This is a genomic window from Bifidobacterium moraviense, from assembly GCF_012932365.1.
Taxonomy (GTDB): Bacteria; Actinomycetota; Actinomycetes; order Actinomycetales; family Bifidobacteriaceae; genus Bifidobacterium; species Bifidobacterium moraviense.
Genome location: NZ_JAAIIH010000018.1, coordinates 24,362 through 44,179, shown reverse-complemented (window position 1 = coordinate 44,179; position 19,818 = coordinate 24,362). Strand labels below are relative to the sequence as shown.

At 67.5% G+C, this 19,818-nt stretch carries 19 protein-coding genes; 5 read left to right on the top strand and 14 right to left on the bottom strand.

The annotated features are described in order from the left end of the window. Nucleotides 1-338: hypothetical protein (locus tag G1C96_RS10145; protein WP_205832116.1), on the bottom strand; the 338-nt coding region annotated here is incomplete at its 3' end. Between the two features lie 217 nt (nucleotides 339-555). Further along, on the bottom strand, nucleotides 556-1,470 hold the full coding sequence (locus tag G1C96_RS09125; protein ID WP_169276283.1) for an EamA family transporter: 915 nt from the start codon (nucleotides 1,468-1,470) through the stop codon (nucleotides 556-558). 155 nt (nucleotides 1,471-1,625) lie between these two features. Between G1C96_RS09125 and G1C96_RS09120 the strand changes: the two genes are divergently transcribed. Continuing rightward, a complete protein-coding gene (locus G1C96_RS09120) occupies nucleotides 1,626-2,216 on the top strand; it encodes a MarR family winged helix-turn-helix transcriptional regulator (RefSeq protein WP_240945190.1) in 591 nt (196 codons plus the stop codon). Then, a complete protein-coding gene (locus G1C96_RS09115; protein ID WP_169276282.1) occupies nucleotides 2,213-3,745 on the top strand; it encodes a DHA2 family efflux MFS transporter permease subunit in 1,533 nt (510 codons plus the stop codon). Before G1C96_RS09120 ends, G1C96_RS09115 begins: the two co-directional genes overlap by 4 nt. Before the next feature lie 308 nt (nucleotides 3,746-4,053). Here G1C96_RS09115 and G1C96_RS09110 read toward each other — a convergent pair whose 3' ends face one another. The 12 genes from G1C96_RS09110 to G1C96_RS09055 form a co-directional block, all read right to left on the bottom strand. Continuing rightward, nucleotides 4,054-5,133, bottom strand: a complete 1,080-nt coding sequence (locus tag G1C96_RS09110) for a MurR/RpiR family transcriptional regulator (protein WP_169276281.1) — start codon at nucleotides 5,131-5,133, stop codon at nucleotides 4,054-4,056. A 252-nt stretch (nucleotides 5,134-5,385) separates the two neighbouring features. Further along, nucleotides 5,386-6,975: a bifunctional metallophosphatase/5'-nucleotidase gene (locus G1C96_RS09105; protein WP_169276280.1), complete on the bottom strand. Its 1,590-nt coding sequence runs from the start codon at nucleotides 6,973-6,975 to the stop codon at nucleotides 5,386-5,388. Nucleotides 6,976-7,167: 192 nt separating this feature from the next. Continuing rightward, the gene (gene phnE, locus G1C96_RS09100; RefSeq protein ID WP_169276279.1) at nucleotides 7,168-8,052 is read right to left on the bottom strand and encodes a phosphonate ABC transporter, permease protein PhnE; all 885 of its coding nucleotides are present in this window, start codon (nucleotides 8,050-8,052) and stop codon (nucleotides 7,168-7,170) included. Nucleotides 8,053-8,084: 32 nt separating this feature from the next. Beyond that, nucleotides 8,085-8,936, bottom strand: a complete 852-nt coding sequence (phnE, locus tag G1C96_RS09095) for a phosphonate ABC transporter, permease protein PhnE (protein WP_169276278.1) — start codon at nucleotides 8,934-8,936, stop codon at nucleotides 8,085-8,087. A 1-nt stretch (nucleotide 8,937) separates the two neighbouring features. Then, a complete protein-coding gene (phnC, locus tag G1C96_RS09090) occupies nucleotides 8,938-9,756 on the bottom strand; it encodes a phosphonate ABC transporter ATP-binding protein (RefSeq protein WP_169276277.1) in 819 nt (272 codons plus the stop codon). A gap of 166 nt (nucleotides 9,757-9,922) precedes the next feature. Continuing rightward, the gene (locus G1C96_RS09085) at nucleotides 9,923-10,999 is read right to left on the bottom strand and encodes a phosphate/phosphite/phosphonate ABC transporter substrate-binding protein (protein ID WP_205832115.1); all 1,077 of its coding nucleotides are present in this window, start codon (nucleotides 10,997-10,999) and stop codon (nucleotides 9,923-9,925) included. 435 nt (nucleotides 11,000-11,434) lie between these two features. Continuing rightward, nucleotides 11,435-11,695 carry a hypothetical protein gene (locus G1C96_RS09080; RefSeq protein WP_169276276.1) on the bottom strand — a complete coding sequence of 87 codons (261 nt, stop codon included), beginning with the start codon at nucleotides 11,693-11,695 and terminating at the stop codon, nucleotides 11,435-11,437. After that, nucleotides 11,696-12,115 carry a hypothetical protein gene (locus tag G1C96_RS09075; RefSeq protein ID WP_169276275.1) on the bottom strand — a complete coding sequence of 140 codons (420 nt, stop codon included), beginning with the start codon at nucleotides 12,113-12,115 and terminating at the stop codon, nucleotides 11,696-11,698. Nucleotides 12,116-12,454: 339 nt separating this feature from the next. Next, a complete protein-coding gene (locus G1C96_RS09070) occupies nucleotides 12,455-13,189 on the bottom strand; it encodes a hypothetical protein (RefSeq protein ID WP_169276274.1) in 735 nt (244 codons plus the stop codon). 95 nt (nucleotides 13,190-13,284) lie between these two features. After that, the gene (locus G1C96_RS09065) at nucleotides 13,285-14,025 is read right to left on the bottom strand and encodes a hypothetical protein (RefSeq protein ID WP_169276273.1); all 741 of its coding nucleotides are present in this window, start codon (nucleotides 14,023-14,025) and stop codon (nucleotides 13,285-13,287) included. A gap of 266 nt (nucleotides 14,026-14,291) precedes the next feature. After that, nucleotides 14,292-15,551: a sensor histidine kinase gene (locus tag G1C96_RS09060; RefSeq protein ID WP_169276272.1), complete on the bottom strand. Its 1,260-nt coding sequence runs from the start codon at nucleotides 15,549-15,551 to the stop codon at nucleotides 14,292-14,294. Then, complete coding sequence (locus G1C96_RS09055) at nucleotides 15,548-16,255, bottom strand: response regulator transcription factor (RefSeq protein WP_169276271.1); 708 nt, start codon at nucleotides 16,253-16,255, stop codon at nucleotides 15,548-15,550. The genes G1C96_RS09060 and G1C96_RS09055 overlap by 4 nt, the downstream gene beginning before the upstream one ends. Nucleotides 16,256-16,572: 317 nt before the next feature. Here G1C96_RS09055 and G1C96_RS09050 point away from each other — a divergent pair, with 317 nt between their 5' ends. The 3 genes from G1C96_RS09050 (at nucleotide 16,573) to G1C96_RS09040 (ending at nucleotide 19,606) form a co-directional block, all read left to right on the top strand. Beyond that, nucleotides 16,573-17,658: a peptidoglycan-binding domain-containing protein gene (locus tag G1C96_RS09050; RefSeq protein ID WP_169276270.1), complete on the top strand. Its 1,086-nt coding sequence runs from the start codon at nucleotides 16,573-16,575 to the stop codon at nucleotides 17,656-17,658. 74 nt (nucleotides 17,659-17,732) lie between these two features. Continuing rightward, complete coding sequence (locus tag G1C96_RS09045; protein ID WP_169276285.1) at nucleotides 17,733-18,416, top strand: ATP-binding cassette domain-containing protein; 684 nt, start codon at nucleotides 17,733-17,735, stop codon at nucleotides 18,414-18,416. Then, entirely contained in the window at nucleotides 18,413-19,606 is a 1,194-nt protein-coding gene (locus tag G1C96_RS09040) for a hypothetical protein (protein ID WP_169276269.1), read from the top strand. The genes G1C96_RS09045 and G1C96_RS09040 overlap by 4 nt, the downstream gene beginning before the upstream one ends. Nucleotides 19,607-19,818 lie beyond the last annotated feature (212 nt).

The following is a 19,818-nucleotide window of genomic DNA, read 5'->3' as shown; positions in this document are numbered from 1 at the left end:
TCGCCCTCGGCTTCCGCAATCTCGACAACTACATCACCAGAAGCCTGCTCCACACAGGCGGATTCGGACAAGCCATCCAGACCCACCTCTAAACCACCACCCATACACACCAAAATGCGAAGAGCCACTTTTCCCGCGTCGTATTCCGGCACAGATATGGAATTCATACCGGATTGGTGATGTCGTCCATCGCAACGTTGCCGTGGGTGGCCGTCGGAGGGGCGTGCGTGGTGCGCTATGTTGGTCCTTCGTCGCAACGTTGCGATGAAAGACCGGCTTGATGGCGTGCCGTGTCCGGTTGGATGGCCGTTGATCGCAACGTTGCGATCGATGGTCATGTGGGGGTGCCGATTCGTCTCCGGTGGTGGTCGTTTGTCACAACGTTGCCGCGAATGGCCGTCGGAGGGGCGTGCGTGGTGCGCTATGTTGGTCGTTCGTCGCAACGTTGCGACGGGTGGTCGGGCGAAGGGGCGACGGACGAGAGGGACGACGGACGTGGGAACGACCGGTGGCTGCTGCGTCCGTCGTCGCACGTCTCCTCCGTTCCCTTCGTCGTCACGCGTCGGAGGACGAACGCCGCCGCGCCGTACGGATCAGATCGAACGTGTACACCGCCAGCGCCACCCAGATCACCGAGAACGAGACGAACCGATGCGCCGGCACCCGTTCGCCGAGCACCGCGATGCCCAGCACCAGCTGGATCGTCGGCGTGATGTACTGCGTGAAGCTCAGCAACAGGAACGTCGCGTGCTTGACGCCGTACGACGTGAGCACCAGCGGCACCACGGTCAGCACGCCGCAGCCGGCCAGCAGCGCCCACGTCCACCACGGCGCGTCCGCCGGCACGCCGAGACGCGGCTGCACGGCGAGCGCCACGGCCGCGAACGGCGCCAGCACACCGGTCTCGAACGTCAGCGACTCGAACGGGTCGAGCGGCACGAACCGCTTGATGAGGCAGTAGCCGCTGTAGCTGAACGTCATGAGCATCGCGAGCCCCGGGAACGCGCCGGTGTCGGCCACGTACAGCGCCGCGCCGGCGAGCGCGATGAGCATGGAGGCGACGCCGAGCGGCGTGGTGCGTTCGCGCAGCAGCGCCAGCGCCAGCAGCATGTTGATGAGCGGCAGCAGGAAGTTCGCGGCGCTCGCCTCCGACGTGCGCCCGATCGCCACCAGATGGATGTACACCACCCAGTCCACCGTCACCAGCACGGCGGCGGCCACGGCCATCCAGAACACGCGCGGCGTGGCCCGCATGGCGCGCACGGATCGCGTGAAACGGCCCCAGCGGCGCGTGGCCAGCATGAAGAGCGCCATCACGAGGGCGGCGGTGACGATGCGGTACAGCATCACGTTCATCGAGGACACCGAGGCCAGCGCGGCCCAGTACAGGGGGAACATGCCGTAGACGACCGACGCGGTCACGGTGGCGGCGACGCCCTGCGGCGTCTGGCGGATCTGTGGAGTGCTCACCGGACGATGATACGACCGGATGACGGTGCTGCGGCGGCGTGGCGCGTGTGCATCGCATGTGTGACGCGCGGATTGTCCCGGCGACGAATATAGTTACCAAAGGTAATGATCGTTGATAACTATTGGCAACCGTGCCAAGGAAGGGTGAATCGCGCATGACGTTGCCGGTCGAGGAGGTGCGCAGGCTCATGGACGCCTGCTGGAAGGCGAAGGCGATCACCGAGCTTATGCCCGCGCTGCCGCCGGGCTTCAAGCCGCGGTACGTGCACGTGATCGACGCGATCTGGAACATCAACGAGCCGGGCGGACAGGACGTGCCCACGGCGCGCGTGAGCGACGTGAGCGCGTTCCTCGGCGTCACCACGCCGTCCGTCACCAAGCTCGTGGGGGAGATGACCGAACGCGGACTCGTCACCAAGCATGCCGCCGCGTCCGACCGCCGCGCGGTGACGCTCGCGCTTACCGAACGCGGCCTGAGGATCCGCCGCGTCTACGTGGAGGACTACCACGCGCATCTGAGCCGGCTGCTCGACGGTCTCTCCTCCGAACAGTGCGAGACCGCGGTCGTCACGATCGAGGCGACGCTGCGGCTCATGCGGGAGGACGCCGCGCGGCGGGACTCGTCGGCGCTTGACGCCGCGTCCGAGTTCACGCCCGGGGCCGTGTCCGAATCCGTGTCCGTTTCCGTGTCCGTCTCCGCGGCCGCGAGCCATGAACCGACCGACCGGAAGGAGCGCACCGCATGACCGACGCACGTCAGTCCCCGTCCCCGGACCGTATCCCGCCCGCCAATGGCGGCAACAGCATCGAAGCCGGCAACGCCGTCAGCGACGTCAGCGACGGCAAGCGCCCCGTATCCGGCCGCCTCGTCGCGGCCGTGGTGGCGCTCGCGATCCTCACGTTCCTCGGCATCCTCTCGGAGACGTCGCTCAACATCGCCTATTCCGTGCTCATGGGCGAGTTCGCCATCTCCGCCGACGTGGTGCAGTGGCTCACCACCGGCTACCTGCTGCTGCTCTCGGTGGCCATCCCCGTCTCGCCGTTCATGGTGCGCCGGTTCGCCGCCCGGACGCTGTTCGCCGCGGCCGTCGCGATCTTCACGGTCGGCACGCTGATCGGCGCGCTCGCCGCGAGTTTCCCGATGCTGCTCGCCGCCAGGCTCGTGATGGCGCTCGGCACCGGCATCTCGCTGCCGCTCATCACCACCATCATCCTCGAGAAGGCGCCGCTCGAACGCCGCGGCATGATGCTCGGCATCGTGAGCCTCGTCACGTGCGCGGCGCCGGCCATCGGCCCGGTGTTCGGCGGCGTGGTGATGGAATACCTGAACTGGCATTGGATCTTCTACGCCATGCTGCCGTTCCTGGCGGTCTCGCTCGCGCTCGGCCTGGCCACCGTGCCGGAGATCAGGCACGGTGACGGCGTGCGCGAAGGACACGGCGGGGATGCGCGTGCCGCCTCGATCAGCGTGCCGTCGCTGCTGCTCGTGGCCGCGGGCCTGTCCGCGCTGATCGTGGCCGTGAGCTTCTTCGCCGCATGGCACTGCGACTGGCGGTTCTGGGGCATGCTCGCGTTCGCCGTGGCCGCGCTCGCCCTGTTCGCGGCGCTGCAGCTCCGCATGGAGCGCCCGCTGGTGCAGGTGCGCGTGTTTGCCTACCCGGGATTCTCGCTCGGCATGCTGATCCTGCTCATGGCCTCGGGCAGCGCGCTCGGACTCAACTTCCTGCTGCCGATCCTCCTGCAGCGCGGCTTCGGGCTGGGCAGCCTCGACGCGGCCCTCGTGCTGCTGCCGGGCGCGGTGGTGGGAGCCGTCTCCGCGCCGGTGATCGGCGGACTGCTCAGGAGCCATTTCCCGCCGAAGTTCATCATCATCGGCTTCGCGGCGACCACGCTCGCGGATGCGGTGTTCGCGTTCGCGGGCGGCGGCGTGTGGACGGTGGCCGTGACGTATGCGGCGTTCATGGCGTTCTCCGGGTTCGTGCTCGTGCCCGACCAGACCCACGCGCTCAACCAGCTGCCCGCGCGCCTGAACGCGGACGGCTCGGCCGTGATGAACACGGTCCAGCAGCTGGCGGGCGCGATCGGCACGGCCGTGGCCAGCACGCTCATCGCCGAGTTCTCCGCCGAAGCACCGTACGCGCAGGCGTTCGGCGAAAGCGTGCGCGTGTTCATGGGTCTTGCCGTGGCCGGCGTGGCGCTGGCGGCGCTGATGTTCCGGTTCTCCGTGCGCCGGCCGCCGGAGCCGGAACGGGTGGACGTGCCGGCCGCCCGGTGACGCGGATCCGGTGATCCGGGCCGTGTTTCGCTCGTATTCGAGGCCCGTTCGGCAGGGTATCTGCAGAGTCAGGGGTAGTTTTTCGACTTTGCGCGCAGATACCTGCGTGCGGATCGCCGAATCTGCCCCTGACTATGCAGATACGCGCTGCCGGCTCGAACTACGTACCCAATCCGTGCCGGTTTCCCACGCCGGCTGGCGCGGACGGCCCCGCACGACGAGTCGTGCCGTGCGGTGGAACCTGCGAACCTGCCGTGCGGCGGCCCCAGGCACAACATGCCGCATCACGGCAAGATCCGCTCGCCGGGTCAGTCGTTCTCGGCGTCCGCGTCTTCGAGATGCTGCGAGATGACGGTGAACGCGTCGTGCGAGCGGCCGGTCTCGCGCCCGAGTTCGCCCGCCACGGATTCGGTGAGGATCATGAGCGCCACGCGCGAGACGTCGCGGATCTCCTGCCCGAAGGTGAAGTCCGGCGGTTCCAGGATCAGCGAGATGTCCGCCAGCTCGGTGAGCGGGGACGCGGCGAAGTAGGTCATGGCGATCACCGTGGCGCCGGCCTTCGCGGCGGAGCGCGCGGCGGCGAGGGCGTGCGCGTTGACGCCGGAGCCGGAGATCACGAACGCCACGCAGTCCCTGCCGAGCATGCTGCCGGCGATGTGCTGGTCGATGACGTCGTTGAACGTGATCGCGTCGATGCCGCAGCGGATGAGCCGCGACGTGAAGCTCTGCCCGATCGGCGCGGACAGCCCGGAGGCGATCACCAGCACGCGGCGCGCCCGACGGGTCAGGCGGACGGCCTCGTCCAGCTCGGCGGGGGAGAGCATGCCCATGAGCAGCGGCATGCGGCGCGCGAGTTCCACGGCGTGCCCGATCACGCGGGTTCCGGGTGTACTGGGTGCGCCGGGCGCGCCCAGTACACCCGGAACGCCGGCATCGCCCGACTCGTCATCGGCGCCGGTCCCCGAAGGCCCGTCCGCGGCCTTCGCATGACCGGCGGAGACGGGCGAACCGAAGCCGTTCCCGCCGGTCCCGACGGCCGCGTCGCGCGTGTCGTCGGCGCGGAATCCCGCGGTGGCCGCAGCCACGAATGCCCCCGACGCGGCGACCTCGACCGGCAGCGGGGCTGCCGCGACGGCATGCGCCGGCGTGACGCTGTCGCGCGCCAGCAGCACGCGCACCTGCTGGTAGCCCTGATATCCCAGCGACTTGCAGGTGCGCACCACGGTGCCGGCGGACGCCCCCGATCCGGCCGCCACCGCGCTCACCGTCAGGTCGCCGCCCTCGTCCGCGTGCTGCAGCAGAAACTCCGCCACGCGCCGCTCGGCCGTCTGCAGCGACGGCAGCATCGTGAGGATGCGCGATCTGACCGGCATCGATTCGATGTCCATGTTCCCCAACCTTTTTCCCTTCCGGCCGGCGGCCGGCACGTGTCCGAAACGCCATCCGTTTCCCGTTATGGATGGCGTCTCGGACGTTTGCGGTGCGTCGTCGGTCCGAATCCACCGCCGAAATCCATTGCGGATGTGATTCCGGACGGAATACGGTCCCGCATCGTCCGGAACCACATCCGCTTCCCATGTTGGATGGCGTTCCGGACGGAATGCGGCGCGGGACCGGGACGCGGAGTCCCGCGAACGGACTCAGTACACGATCGTGGGACCGCCGTCGATCGCCGGCGTCCACGGGTCGTGGCGCTGCAGGAACTCGATGATGAGGTCCTGCATGGAGCGTTCCACCGTGCGCACGGTGGGGCACGCGGCGAGCATCTCGTAGCCGCCGGTGCCGCTGGCACGGTAGCTGTTGACGCACACCTCGATCGGCTCGTCGTCCGGCAGCGGCGTGCCGTCCGAATACGTCAGCGCGGTGACGCGATCGCCGAGCGGGCGCGTCAGGTCGAACGTGTAGGAGAGACCCGCCCAGTAGTCGTAGTTGTAGTGCTCCACCTTGGGCTTGAGGAAGCGCTCGGAGATCTCCGGGCGGCCGTCGGCGTCGAGGTCGAAGTACTCGGCGCAGCGTTCCAGCGCCGCCTTGATCGCGGACTTCGGCGCGGCGAGCACCGCGAGCGTGTTGGCGAACGAGTAGGCGCGCGAGACGGCGCCATGCGTCACCGTGGCCGGGAATCCGGTCTCCATGCCGATGCCGGAGATCGAGGAGGCGGCCACGCGCGTGCCGGTCGCCTCGCGCTGCGTCTCGTTGAACAGCGCGGCCAGCTCGCTGCCGTGCATGGCCACGTCGAGCAGCGGGTCGGAGGGGATGTCGCGCGTCATGCGCCCCACGGGCTCGGTGAGCCAGCGCTGCGTGCGCTCCTCGTACGGCAGCAGCGTGGCGTACGGTTCGGCGTCGTGCTCGGCGCCCACGGGCACCAGACGCGACGTGGCGTGCACGGAGCCGTCGTCCTCGAGCGTGACGATGAGCTCGGCGAACTCGGTGGCGGTGGCGCACGTCTGCACGGTGGCGGTGCCGTTGATCACGGCGCCGGGCATGGAGATGTGCTGGTGGCCGGAGATGAGCACGTCGAAGTCGAGGTCGTGCGCGATCTGCCACGCGCGGTTCTCGGTGGTGTCGCTCTGCGGCTCGCCGGTGCGTACGTCGCGCTCGTAGCCGCCGTGGTAGATGCAGATGCTCACGTCGCAGCGCGACTTGAGGAACTCGTTCATCTCCTCGGCGGCGGCGTACGTGTCGGTCACGGCCAGGTATTCGAGGTTGCGCGGGCTCTCCCACACGTTCACCCAGTCGGTCACCAGGCCCGTCAGACCCAGACGGATGCCGTTGGGCAGGTCCAGGAACGCGTAGCGCCTGATGGGCAGCCGGCCCTTGAGGTCGCGCACGTTGGCGCACAGGCATTCGGCGTCGAGCGCGTCCAGGTAGCGCGCGATCACGTCGTAGCCGTAGTTGAAGTCGTGGTTGCCGAGCGTCACGTAGCGGTAGCCCACCGCGTTGAACGCCGCGGCGATGGGGTGCGGCAGGCCCGCGGTGGCCTCGCGGTCGGCCGCGGACGCGTCGCCGGCCACGAACAGCTGCGAGTACGGGGTGCCCTGCAGGGTGTCGCCGGCGTCGAGCGCGATCGTGGGAATCGGCTTGCCGTCCGGGCCGGGCTGCGCGGCGAGGGCGTGCACGTCGTGCGCGATGTTGAGCAGGCCGCAGTCCTTGGGACGGTCGGCGTCGTAGTCGACCGGGAAGACGTGCCCGTGCGTGTCGGAGGTGGAGCAGATGCGGAAGGTGCGTGCCATGGTGTGAATGGTGTCCTTTGCCTTGGGGTCGTGCGGGGCGCTGCGCCCCGGAGAATCGGTAGGGGGAGACGCGCGTGCCGCCGCTGCGGACGAATGCGGCGGCGGCACGGATGCGCGGTCGGCTTATGCGATCGGAACGCGCGGTCGGAACGCGCGGTCGGAACGCGCGATGCGACGGACGGGTCGCCGCGATCAGCCTCGCGCCAGCTTGTTGCGGATCTTCGTCGAGCAGAACTCCACGACGAGGATGAGCACGACGAGACCCCACAGGATCGACGCCGCCTCGTTCCAGCGGTAGGAGTTCATGGCGAAGATCAGCGGCGCGCCGATGCCGCCGGCGCCCACGAGGCCGAGGATCGTGGCGTCGCGCAGGTTCATGTCGAAGCGGTAGATGGCGGTGGACAGGAAGCTCGCCATCATCTGCGGCAGCACGCCGAAGCGGATCTGCTGCCAGCGGTTGAGGCCCATGGCGGAGAGGGACTCGATGACGCCGCGGTCCAGGTCCTCGATCGCCTCGATGAACATCTTGCTCACCATGCCCACCGAGCATAGCGACATGGTCATCAGGCCCGCGAACGCGCCCGGGCCGGTCACGCGCACGAACATGATGCCGTAGACGAACACCGGCACGGTGCGGATGGCCATGATGACGAAGTTCGCGATCCATGCGATCGGCTTGGGCATGAGGTTCGTGGCGGCGAGGAACGCCAGCGGCACGGCGATCACCGCGCCCACCACGGTGCCCATGAACGCGATGGCGATGGTCTCCACGAGCAGGTACGGCACGCCCTGCGGGGTGAGGTTGAACAGCAGCTGCGGCGCCGGATGGACCAGTCCGTTGAGGATGGAGCTCACGACGGTCCAGCCGCTGTCGGCCTTGGCTCCGGACGCCTCGATGCCGGTGGTGGACCAGACGATGAGCGCCACGATGACGACGGCGGTGACGATGCGGCCGACGGTGGCGTGCGGGCGGTCGGCGTACAGCTTGGCGACGTCGGCGCCGCGGCCGGTGCCGGAGCCCTTGCCGGATGCGGGCGCGGGAGAGGAGGACGTTGCGGAATTGACGGTTGCACTCATGATGGTTTCCTTAGCTCTGGTAACGTCCGCGACTACTCGAGCCTGCGGCGGATGGCGCGGCTGGTGGTCTCGATCACGAACACGGTGAGCAGCAGCTCCAGCAGGATCATGCCCACGGTGGAGTACTCGCGCCACGCGAGGTTCTCGTTGAGGATGAGGCCCAGGCCGCCGGCGCCCACGTAGCCCAGAATGGCCGAGTAGCGCACGTTGCCCTCGAAGCAGAACAGCGCATTGGAGATGTACGAGGGGGCGATGGCGGGCAGCACGGCGTAGCGGAACGCCTGCGAGGGGGAGGCGCCCAGCGCGGTCATCGCCTCGAACGGGCCCATGTCCACCGATTCGATCTCCTCGTAGAGCACCTTGCCGAGGTACGAGAACGTGAACAGTGCGATGGCCGTGGTGCCGGCGAGCGTGCCGAGGCCGAAGATGTACGTGGCCACGAGCGCGGTGATGATGGTCGGCAGCGTGCGGATGAGGCTGAAGATGAAGCGCATGACCACGGTCACGATGTGCGAGTGGATGATGGTGGTCGACGCGATCATGGCGAACGGGATGGCCGTCACGGTGCCGATGAACGAGCCGAGCAGCGACATGCGGATCGTGTCGAGCAGCGGGTCGACGATGCTGCCGGCGCTGGACCAGTCCGGCGGCACCATGCGGCCGAGGATCTTGAAGAACTCGTCGCCGCGGGCGGCCAGCACGGTCGGGTCGAACCCGGTGAACCAGATGCAGAACGCGCCGAAGACGAGGATGCCCAGCGTGATGGGCAGCGCGTAGGAGCGGGGCTTGACGACCTTGGTGCCGCTGGGCAGCGTGATGAGCGTGCCGCGCACCTGCTCGTCGGCCGGCGCGGAGCCGGCGTTGGTTGCGGTGGTGCCGGCCATGTCAGCGACCGCCTTCCTTGGATGCTTCCTTGGACGCGGCGTCGGCCTTCTTCGCCGGGACCGGCGCCTGGCCGAGCTCGGGGGCCTCGTCGCCGTAGATGTCGCGCAGCACGGCGTCGTTCACGCCGTCCACGCCGCCGTCGTAGACGACCTCGCCGGCGCGGATGCCGATGACGCGGCTCACGTGGCGCAGCGCCAGGTCCACGTGGTGGATGTTGATGATCACGGTGATGTTGCGCTCGCGGTTGATGCGGCCGAAGTCGTCCATCACCTGCTCGGCGGTCACCGGGTCCAGGGAGGCCACGGGCTCGTCGGCCAGCAGGATCTTCGGGTTCTGCATCAGGGCGCGGGCCAGGGCGACGCGCTGCTGCTGGCCGCCGGAGAGCTGGTCCACGCGCGTGTACGCCTTGTTGGCGATGCCCACCTGGTCGAGCGCCTTGAGGGCCTCCATCTCGTCCTCCTTGGGGAACAGGCCCAGGATGGAGCGCCACCACGGCAGGTCCGGCACCTTGGCGGCGAGCACGTTGGTGATCACCTTGGTGCGCGTCACCAGGTTGAACGACTGGAAGATCATGCCGACGTTGCGGCGGAAGCGGCGCAGCTCCTTGCCGCTCAGGGAGCTCACGTCGGTGCCGTCGACGGTGAGCTTGCCGTCGCTGATGTCGATCATGCGGTTGATCGTGCGGATCAGCGTGGACTTGCCGGCGCCCGAAAGGCCGATCACGGCGACGTACTCGCCCTGGTCGATGGTGAGGTTCACGTCGTGCAGGGCGGTGAACCCGTTCGGGTAGGTTTTCTGGACATGACGCATCTCGATCATGCGGTGCCTCGTTCCTGTTTCCTTGCTTGCTTGTGGCTGGGGTGGGGTGGTGTTCGTGAGAGAGTCGCGTACGCCGCGTGCGACGGCGCGTGCGGACGTACGAAAGGGCCCCTGGCGTGAATGCGCACCAAGGGCCCTTTCATGTGTCGGCCCGTATGGGCCGGGATCACTTCTTGAGCTGCTTGACCAGTTCCTGGGCCTGACGCTCGTTGTCGTAGTCGGAGGACTTGGCCGGCTGGTAGCCCTCGTGGGTGTAGACGGCGATGACCTTCTTGCCCTCGTCGGTCTTGGCGATGGCGATGAACGCGTCGGACAGGGCCTTCTTGAACTCGTCGGACATGATCTTGGAGTTCTTGGAGACGCTCACGGTGTCGTTGTAGATGGCCGGGGTGACGCCGATGACGGCGGTGTCCTTCCAGATGTCGTTCGGACGGCCGAAGTCGGTGGTCCACTTCTGCTCGTAGTCCATGCGGGCGTCGGCGTAGGTGGCGAGCACGTCGAACTGGCCCTGCGCGAGGCGGGCGAAGGCGGAGCCGTAGGAGTCGGACTGCGCGGCGTGGGTGAGGTCGGTGATCGACTTGCCGTCGAAGTTGTCCTTGAGCCACAGCGCCGGGTAGATGTAGCCGGCGGGGGAGGAGGCGCCCATCACGGACCAGTTGGCGTCCTTGATGTCGTCCCAGGTGAGCTTCTCGCCGGAGTTGACCTTCTTGGCGAGCTCCTGGCCCTTGGCGGACGGGCCGGCGATGATCAGGCCGCGGTAGGACGTGGTCTGCTTGGTGTCGTCCTTCTTGATCGGGGCGGCGTCGTTCCAGTCCTTCGGGTTGTCGGAGTCGACGTTCAGGCCGCCGCGGGTGGCGGTGAGCAGCACGTCCACGTCGTCGTCGTACAGCACGTAGGTGCCGCCGGGGATCAGGCCCACGTCCACGGTGCCGGCGCTCAGGGACTCGCCCACGGCCTCGTAGCTGGAGCCGACGGTGATGTCCACGTTGTTGACGGTGTAGCCTTCCTTGCCGAGCTGCTCCTTGAGCAGGTTCTTCAGCGGCTCGGTGGCGGTGATGATCTCCTGCGGGTCCTTGGAGGGCACGAAGGCGACCTTGAGGGTGTCGATGTTCTTGGAGTCGGCGTTGCCGTTGGCGGCGGGGTTGCCGCACGCGGCGAGGGCGCTCACGCACATGGCTCCGGCCAGGATGCCGGCGGCGGCGCGGCGCACGACGGCGGTCTGCTTCTTCATCTTCTCGAACATGGTGTTGGGTTCCTTTCGGGAATCGCCGCGCGCGTCGTTCGCTCGCGCACGGCCACGGCCGGCGTTCTCCTTGCTCGTTCGGGCGGCCGTACGACCGCCCCCTTCATCGCCGACACTTCCATGGTAAATGCAGCATTGAACGACATTCCGTGAAATCGAAAATTGTTGAACGATGTTTCATGGAAGTTGACGCCCGCGTAACCTTGCCGTCACCTTGCCGGGGCGCCCCGACCGTCACGCGGAGCGCCTTCCCCGTCACGCGGAGCGGGCCGACTGTCACACGGAGCGTCCGCTCCCGGTGACGGTGGTGCCACAAACGGCGTAATTCCAACGTTTCTGGGCTGCGTCACCGGGAGCGCGTCCGCTCCGCGTGACGTCGGGGGCGCTCCGCGTGACGTGCGTGCGGCCCGTATGACGTGCGAAAGGTCGACGTGCCTACGCGCCGTCGTGCGAAAGGTCGGCTGCGAGCCGATCGCTGACGTCGACGCCCGAATTGTTGGCTGCGAGGCATCCCTGCACGTTCTGATCCGTGAGATCGTAGCTCAGCCCCTCGTTGAAGCCACGGTCCTGCATCAGCGCGTCGAGACGCTCCTGCGTGTACTTTTCCACGGTGAAGTCGGCGGGCGCAAGTCCATGTGAGACGAGGCAATCCACGATTGCCTCTGAGTCGGTGGCGAGGAAGCGCAGGTTGCCCACCTACGCGAGGTACACCTGATTGAGCACCGCGATGTCGCGATAGCACTCGTCGGCATCGTCTCCGAACCGGTATGCAGGTATGGTGCGCGGCTCGTATCGCATGACGCCCCGGTCGACGATGCCGTTCGGGTAGCGCTTTACCGTTACTTTCGTGTAGCCCCGATCCGCCATGCAGCCCTCGAACCGCGTCCATGCGGCCTCATAGTCGTCGTCGGTGACGCCGCCGTTGTCACGGGCGCGTTCGAGAATCGGCTTCTCGTATGCGGAGATGATGCGCGGCTGGTCGAGGTACTGCTGGATGAGCTGCGCCGAGGGCGCCAGCGGAAGTTCGGAGGCGTCAACCCCGGCCTGTGCGTCCGTCGAATTCCCTCCCGGTGCGTTGTTCGTGGGCGTCGTCGTGATCGTCGCAGACGACGGCACCCGTGTGTCCGTCTGCGATGTCGCTCCCGCCGTATTGCCATCGCCTCCGGCGCAGCCCGTGAGCGTCGCCGTCAGCGCGACGATGCCGCACAGGGTTCCCAGCGCAGCGCGGATGCGCGACGGTGCACGACGTGACGAGACGATATGCGATGCGCCGCGCGGATTGCGTGAAGTCCAACCGTTCATGATGTGCTCCCAACGTCGGAGAGGATCGGCCGTCCCAAGCGCCGAGCCCCGATGCCGCGATCCTCGTCCATGCGGATCGCGTTGATTCCATTGTATTGGTATTCCAATGTATTGGCATTGCGCCCATACCCCGGATCGCCGCGCATCGCGCCGTCAGTCGAACCCCACGCCGCCGAACGTGGAGCCGTTGGCGGCGAAGCAGGCGAGGATGTTGCGGTCCCTGAGGTCGAAGCTGTATGCGGGAAGTCCCTCCGCGTTCCGAGCGTCCTTCTCCGTGACGAACCGCTGCACGGTGTAGTCCTTGGCGACGAGACCGTTGCGGTGCAGGCAGTCGACGATGGCCTCCGATTGGTTGGCGTAGAAGTCGGGGTTGCCGATCTGCGTCATATACACCTGATTGAGCACGCCGATCTCGAAGTAGCAGTCGCTTTTGTCGTCGTCGAACCGCGGAGACGGCGCACCTTGCCGCCCGTACGTGACGACGCCCTGATCATAGATCCCGTTGGCGTACTGCTTGATGGTCAGCGACGGATGCCCCTTGCCCGCCATGCACATCCTGAAGTGCGACCATGCCTCTTCGTACTGCTTGGCGGTGATGCCTCCGTTGTCGCGTGCCTGTTCAAGGATCGGCTTCTCGTATGCGGTGATGATCCTCGGCTGGTCGAGGTACTGTTGGATGTGGTCGGCGATGGAGCTGGCCGACTTCTCGCCGGTGATGGGTGCCGTCATGTAGCTGGGTGCGCTGGAAGCGATGCTGGAGCCGTCATGGATCCCATCGTCCGCGGTCTGCGATGCCGCCGTGGAGGGGCCTCCGGCGCAGCCGGCGAGCGCGGCGAGGCAGGCGATGGCCGTGGCCGCGGCATATGCTCTTCCGTTTCGTGCGTTCATGATGGTTTCCTTCTCTAGTGGAGTTCGGTTGCTGCCGAGTGATCTCCGTTGCCGTTCCGTAAGCTTGCTGCAGTGCGGGGATCGTGTCCGCCAAATCAGTACGTGAATCCGTAGAATGACATGTTTGCCGCGAAGCAGCCGCGCACGCGTTCGTCGCGCAGATTGATATCCGGATGCGTATTCAGCATCGATGTTTCGTTCTGCATCGCATCGAGCTCTTCGTTCTGGAATTGTTGCGCGGTGTAGTCCTTGGGAACGAGCTCGTTGCGGTGCAGGCAGTCGACGATGGCTTCGTTCCTGTTGGCGTAGAAGTTCGGGTTTCCCACCTGTGCGCTATATACCTGATTGATGACTGAGATATCTTGGTAGCAAGCTATTTTGTCATCCTCGAAACGCAAATTCGGAATGGATTGTGGCGCATATGTCATTTCAGTGTGATCGTATACGCCGTTGGGGTATTTCGTCGGTGTGACCGAACTGTATCCCTTGCCTGCCATGCACATCCTGAAGTGCGACCATGCCTCCTCGTACTGTTTGGCGGTGAGTCCGCCGTTGTCTCGCGCCTGTTCGAGGATCGGCTTCTCGTATGCGGTGATGATCCTCGGCTGGTCGAGGTACTGCTGGATGTGGTCGGCGATGGAGCTGGCCGACTTCTCGCCGGTGATGGGGGCCGTCATGTAGCTGGGCGCGCTGGAAGCGACGCTGGAACCGCTAGAGATCCCATCGTCCGCGGTCTGCGACGCCGCCGTGGAGGGGTCTCCGGCGCAGCCGGCGAGCGCGGCGAGGCAGATGATGGCCGCGGCAGCGGCATGGGCTCTTCCGTTTCGTGCGTTCATGATGGTTCCCCTCTCTGACGGAGTCCGGTTGCTGCCGAGCCGATCTCCGCTGCTGTCACGGGCCTTCCCCACTGAATGCCTGTGTCTCGGTTGATTCCACCGTAGCAGCGATTCGGCTCCTGCCGATATGCGCAATAGTCATTTTGTGTATGCGGTCCGGTGACGAGGTTCCCGGATGAAAACCGGAACGGATAGGATGTCCGGCAAGCGGTGTGTTATCTGCGCTCTGGCATTGCCCGCCATGGCTGCAGTGGTTTTGCGGGCCGTTAGGCTCGTAGGGGGATCCGAACGGTGACGGACCATGCGTGATGGTCCGGGCGGAACTCGCACGTGCCGCCGAGCGCCGCGACGGCACGCGCATGCAGGGCAAGGCCATGGCCTCCGCGGAGCTCTTCGCCGCTGCCTTCGCCACCGATAACGGAACCATCAGTGCCGGAATCGTCACCGAAACGGTCGTTGCGTTCCGTGACGACGATGACGTTTTCCGCACGGCGTATCGAAAGCGCATACGTGCCGGAAGCCGGGCAGTGCCTGCAGATGTTGGCATACAGTTCGGCGGTCAGACCGAGCAGCTCCTGCTGCAGTTGCGGACTGAGATCGTCGCTTCCCATGAACTCCACACTGCCTTGTCCGTGATACCCCAGCTTCGCGAGTCGCCGATCCTCCTGCTCGATGAGTCGACGGAGCGCATGCCGAAGATCGGCGTCCGGTTCCGGTGCGTGCCGCCGTGGCACGGCGCCCGCGGCGGCATCGACATGGCGCAACTGGTCGATCGCGTCGTGCAGACCGTTCAGACCGTCGAGCACGTCGGCGTTGATGCGCTGCAGGGTCTCGTACTCATCGCTGTCCGGAGGAATCCGTCGCATGCGTCGCTGCGCCTCCCGTGACGCGAGCGACAATGACCCGCTTACCTGATCGTGCAGCGCCAACGCGAGCGCGGTGTTCCGCTTGATCTCCCGCTGCCGTTCGGACAGCAGAGCGCGCTCGCGCTGCGCTGCCTCCATGCGTTGCCGCCACTGAAGGGCCCTGCCGAAGCATGCGGCGATGGCCTGAGCCGTGGCGAAGGACAACAGCGTTCTCGGATCGGTGACGGCGGCGGGCTGCAGCACGTAGAGCTGGATGACGCTGGCGAGCATGAGCGTCGCGTAACAACCGACGGCCATCCATGAAGCCGCCGTGTATCCCAGCACGCCGAACGCCAGAAAGAGACCCCAGATCTGACTCGGGCCGCCGGAGGACGGAACCAGACAGGCCGCCGCGGCGAACAGTATGGTGAATGCGCTTGCCATTCGCGGGAAGATCGGGATCATCATGATGCCGGCCACGTGTATGGCGGCGACGAGACCGCCGAACACGCCGACGGTCGGTTCCCAGACCCATTCGAGCACGCTCCACGAGGCGGCGATCGCGGCCATGATCCAGTACGTCATACGGTGTACGCCGCACCATTGGCGTACCTGCGCCAATGATGTGCGCGGCGTCTTGCCGCTTTGTGGCATGACTTCTTCGGCTTCTTCGTCTGTCACCAATCGTGCCCCTTGAGCCACTTGACCACCGCCTGGACGCGCGTGGCGGCGTGCAGCTTCGTCTTGGCGTGCTGGACGTGTTTGCGCAGGGTGCTTGCGGAGATGCGCAGCCGGTCCGCGATCTCGGCGTCATCCATGCCTTCGGCGAGCATGTCCATCACCGCCATCTCCTGCGGGCTCAGGCGTTCGTCCTCACGCCGCGGCGAACCGGCCAGACGCTTGTGCGCCACGTCGGCGGTCTCGAACCCGTCGCCGAAGACGCCATCGCGGCGCACGGTCCCGATGGCCTCGGCGATGTCGGCCTCCACGTTCTTGGAGACGAGTCCCTGCGCGCCCGCCCGGATGCACTCGTCGCGGTAGCGGTTCAGCGAATACGAGGTCACGGCCAGGATCGGCATCACGTCGAGCCGCCCGCGGAGGATGCGGCAGACGGTCGGTCCCTGCAGTCCCTCCAACGACAGGTCGAGCAGCAGCATGTCGGGGCGCGTGGTCTCGTCGAAGCAGCGGATGATGACGTCCTCGCCATCGACGGCGGTCCAGGGAACCCGCGAATCCGGCACCAGCTCCTCGACGATGAGCCGCAGCGAATCCAGCGAGCGGATGTCGTTGTCCACGACGCCGACCGACAGAGGCGACGAGACGATCGGACGTGCATCGGGGCGTCGCGCGTCGTCCCTCCGGATGCCGCCGGTTCGCTCGTCCATGGAATCCCTCCTCGTCGAATCACCCTTCGAACCACAGCATACGTGTCTCGCGTTGCCGTGCGGTTGCGGCCGGCCGGACGTGGTAGGACGTGCCGTGCGACGGCGACACGCCGCGACATACACAAAACGGCTATATGGGGCGTGCGCATCGCGCGCGGCGCACGGTAGGGTGGATGGCACAGGGGCGGGAGGCTTCGTTGGGCAACGGCGCATTCGCGGCGCGTCCGCGCTCCGTCGACACGGAACAGTCAGTCAACGCAGCAAGTCGGCACGGAACGGCCGGCGCATGGGCGTCGGCGCAACGGGAAGGGGCGCGCATGAAGGCCATGAAGGCAACGAACCGAAGGCCGCGCGGCGCCGGAGACCGCCGCGTGTCGGTTACGTGGCTGCTGCTCGCCGTGCTCGCGGCCGTGGCGCTCAGCGTGGGGGCGTGCGCGCTGTGGCTACCCGACCGCGCGCCGCTGGTGCTGGCGCAGGCGCGGGAGATCACCGAATCGCCGGTGGGCACGCAGGAATACAACGGCGCGGAGAACGCGTCGGTCACGGTCACGCTGTCCGCGCAGCGCGACCTCATCGTCAACGCATCCGGCACGGTGACGGGAAACTTCGCCGAATCCGGCGTGGAATCTGGCAAGCCGGCGCTCGCCGTCAACGGGCGCTCCGTGGTGGCGCTCAACACCTCCACGCCGCTGTACCGCGACCTTGCCGTGGGGGACAGGGGCGCGGACGTGAAGGCGCTCAACGCCGAACTGGCGCGGCTGGGACTCGGTGCGGACGGCGAATCGGACACGTATGCGCGCGCCACCGCCACGGCCGTCGCGAAGCTCATGAAGGACGCCGGCAACGGGGACGATGCGGACGGCGCGCTGCACATGGCCGACGTGCTGTGGATTCCCGTGCAGGCGGCTGCCGTGACCGCATGGCAGGGCGTGCCGGGCGCGCAGATCGCCGCCGGATCCGTGGTGGGCTCCATTCCCGGCGGCATAGCGAAGCTTGCGCTGCGCAGCGGCATCGCGTCGGACCTTGACCGTTCGTTCACGCTGCTCGGCGAGACCACCACGCTGCCGGCCGGCGCCGTCGAGATCGACGATCCGGCGTTCTGCGCCAAGGTCTCCGCCACCGAGGCGTTCCGGCAGATGGACCCCACGATGGTGGCATCGTCCGGGCTGGACGCCTCCGTGGCGCTCACGCAGCCGGTGCAGGTGATGCGCGTGCCCGCGGCGGCCGTGTTCGGCGTGGACCGCGCCAACGGCACGCACGGCTGCGTGGCTTCGGACGGACGCGTGATCCCGGTGGGCATCGTCGGTTCGGAGCTCGGCGTGAGCCTGGTGCAGGCGGACGACGGCTCCACGCCCGCCACGGTGGATCTGGGCAGCCGGATCGCGGGGCTGACATGTTCGTGAAGGACGGCGACAAGGTCGCGAGGGACGCCGACATGGCCGTGAGAGGCACCGACATGGTCGTGAGAGGCACCGACATGGTCGTGAGAGGCGAAGGGCTGGCGCATCGGTTCCCGGGCACCGACACGCTGTTCGAAGGGCTGGATTTCACCTTGGTTCCGGGCGAGACCGTGGCGGTGTGCGGGCCTTCCGGCTGCGGCAAGTCGACGCTGCTCTCGATCCTCGCCGGCTGGGAGAAACCGGCCGCCGGGCGTGTGGTGCGCGAAGGCGTGGAACGGGTGGGCTGGGTGTTCCAGAACCCCTACGGCGTGCCGGAACGCTCGGCGCTGGACCACGTGGTCTTCCCGCTGCTGGCGAAGGGCATGCGTCGGCGCGAGGCCGAGCCGAAGGCGCTCGAGGCGATGGACCTGTTCGATCTGCGCTATGCGGCGGACCGTCCGTTCGCGGCGCTCTCCGGCGGCGAAGCGCAGCGGCTCATGCTGGCGCGCGCGGTGTGCTCCCGGCCGGACATGCTGCTGGTGGACGAGCCGACCGCCCAGCTGGACACGCGTACCGCGCACGGCGTGAATCGGGTGCTCGGCTCGCTTGCCGGACAGGGCATGATCGTGGTCGTGGCCACACATGACGCGGATACGCGCGACGCATGCTCGCGCGTCATCGATCTGGCGCACTATGCGCCGGGTGCCGGCGAATCGGGAGACAATGCGCCGTCGGAGTCCGCGGCGTCGGCGCCCGTGGCAGTGCGGGAGGCGACGCCATGAGGATCTCCGCAATCGTCTCCGAAGCGATGCGCAACGTGGCGCGCGGCACCACGCGCGCGGTGCTGTGGTGCCTGATCGTGGCGCTGGCGGGCGCGCTGCTGGGCGGCTACGAGGCGATGACGGTGATCGGGCAGGAACGCGACGCCGCGGCACGCATCGCCGCCGGCGCGAACGTGACCTCCATGGTGGCCACCGCGAACGTCATCGACGGGGCGACCTGCGAGGCTCTCGCGGGAACGGACGGCGGACCGGACGCTTCAGGGGCGATGCGTCCGGGAGAGTCGGCGGTGATCTTAGCCACCCCGCGGCGCGATTTGGCCACCTACGAGGTGACGCCGGGGCTGCTGCGGATCCTTGCCGGCAGCGTCGGGGGAGGCGGCGCAGTTGGCGCGGGCGGTGCGTCGGGCGCGACGGGTGCGTCTGACTCGTCTGGCGCGTTTGGTGCCGTGGTCGACCCCACGGGCGTGTGGATGTCGTCCGACGCGGCGCGCGACTTTGGCTTGTCGGTCGGCAGCAGGCTCGAGACCTCCGCGGGGACCACGCGCGTGGCCGGCGTGTTCGACTGGCCCAACGACGGGCGCGACACCCGGTTCCTCTATGCGCTCGTGGTGCCCGTGTCCGTGGACTCGGCGCCCTTCCAGGAATGCTGGGCGCGGCAGTGGCCCGCCAACGGGAAGTTGGAGTCGGTGCTGTACGCCACGGTCGACCTGAGTACATCCGGCTCTGCTGCGGGCGAGGCATCGGGCGGCGGCATGGGCGGTGCGTCATACGGCACGTCGCAGCTCAACAAAAGCTTCGACCGACGCTACGATGCCGCGTCCCTCTACCGCGCGCGCATTACGCGCCGTCTGCCGGTCGTCGCCGGATGCCTGGGGCTGCTCATCGGCGTGGCGGCGGTGTGGCGGCGGCGTCTGGAATACGCGGGCGCTCTGCATTCCGGACAGCGCAAGGGCGCGCAGCTGCTGGGCGTGGGACTGGAGACGCTCGTCTGGGACGGGCTGGGCACGCTGATCGCCGTATGCCTGCTGGGCGCGCTGGCGGTGCGCCTGTCGCCGTCGAGTCCGGAACTCGTGCTGCTCGGCGCCGTGCGCTCGCCGCTCATGCTGTTCGCCGGCGCGTGGTGCGGCGCGGTGCTTGCCGCCGCCGTCATCCGCGAATCGCAGCTGTTCCGCCTGTTCAAGGGCCGATAACCGTCACGCGGAGCGCCAGCCGCGTCACGCGGAGCGTCGGTCGCGTCACGCGGAGCGCTCTCTGCGTCACGCGGAGCGTCCGCTCCCTGTGACGGTGGTACTCAAAACGGCGTCATTCCAACGTTTTTGGGCTGCGTCACTGGGAGCGCATCCGCTCCGAGTGACGCTGGTGGCGCTCCCGGTGACGGGGAGGGATGCTGCGCCAGCCCATT

Excerpts from the sequence above, each read along its gene's own strand:
- G1C96_RS09120 (WP_240945190.1), top strand. The coding sequence starts at position 1,626 with ATGACGTTGCCGGTCGAGGAGGTGCGCAGGCTCATGGACGCCTGCTGG.
- G1C96_RS09115 (WP_169276282.1), top strand. The coding sequence starts at position 2,213 with ATGACCGACGCACGTCAGTCCCCGTCCCCGGACCGTATCCCGCCCGCC.
- G1C96_RS09110 (WP_169276281.1), bottom strand. The coding sequence starts at position 5,133 with ATGGACATCGAATCGATGCCGGTCAGATCGCGCATCCTCACGATGCTG.
- G1C96_RS09105 (WP_169276280.1), bottom strand. The coding sequence starts at position 6,975 with ATGGCACGCACCTTCCGCATCTGCTCCACCTCCGACACGCACGGGCAC.
- phnE (WP_169276279.1), bottom strand. The coding sequence starts at position 8,052 with ATGAGTGCAACCGTCAATTCCGCAACGTCCTCCTCTCCCGCGCCCGCA.
- phnE (WP_169276278.1), bottom strand. The coding sequence starts at position 8,936 with ATGGCCGGCACCACCGCAACCAACGCCGGCTCCGCGCCGGCCGACGAG.
- phnC (WP_169276277.1), bottom strand. The coding sequence starts at position 9,756 with ATGATCGAGATGCGTCATGTCCAGAAAACCTACCCGAACGGGTTCACC.
- G1C96_RS09085 (WP_205832115.1), bottom strand. The coding sequence starts at position 10,999 with ATGTTCGAGAAGATGAAGAAGCAGACCGCCGTCGTGCGCCGCGCCGCC.
- G1C96_RS09070 (WP_169276274.1), bottom strand. The coding sequence starts at position 13,189 with ATGAACGCACGAAACGGAAGAGCATATGCCGCGGCCACGGCCATCGCC.
- G1C96_RS09065 (WP_169276273.1), bottom strand. The coding sequence starts at position 14,025 with ATGAACGCACGAAACGGAAGAGCCCATGCCGCTGCCGCGGCCATCATC.
- G1C96_RS09055 (WP_169276271.1), bottom strand. The coding sequence starts at position 16,255 with ATGGACGAGCGAACCGGCGGCATCCGGAGGGACGACGCGCGACGCCCC.
- G1C96_RS09050 (WP_169276270.1), top strand. The coding sequence starts at position 16,573 with ATGAAGGCCATGAAGGCAACGAACCGAAGGCCGCGCGGCGCCGGAGAC.
- G1C96_RS09045 (WP_169276285.1), top strand. The coding sequence starts at position 17,733 with ATGGTCGTGAGAGGCGAAGGGCTGGCGCATCGGTTCCCGGGCACCGAC.
- G1C96_RS09040 (WP_169276269.1), top strand. The coding sequence starts at position 18,413 with ATGAGGATCTCCGCAATCGTCTCCGAAGCGATGCGCAACGTGGCGCGC.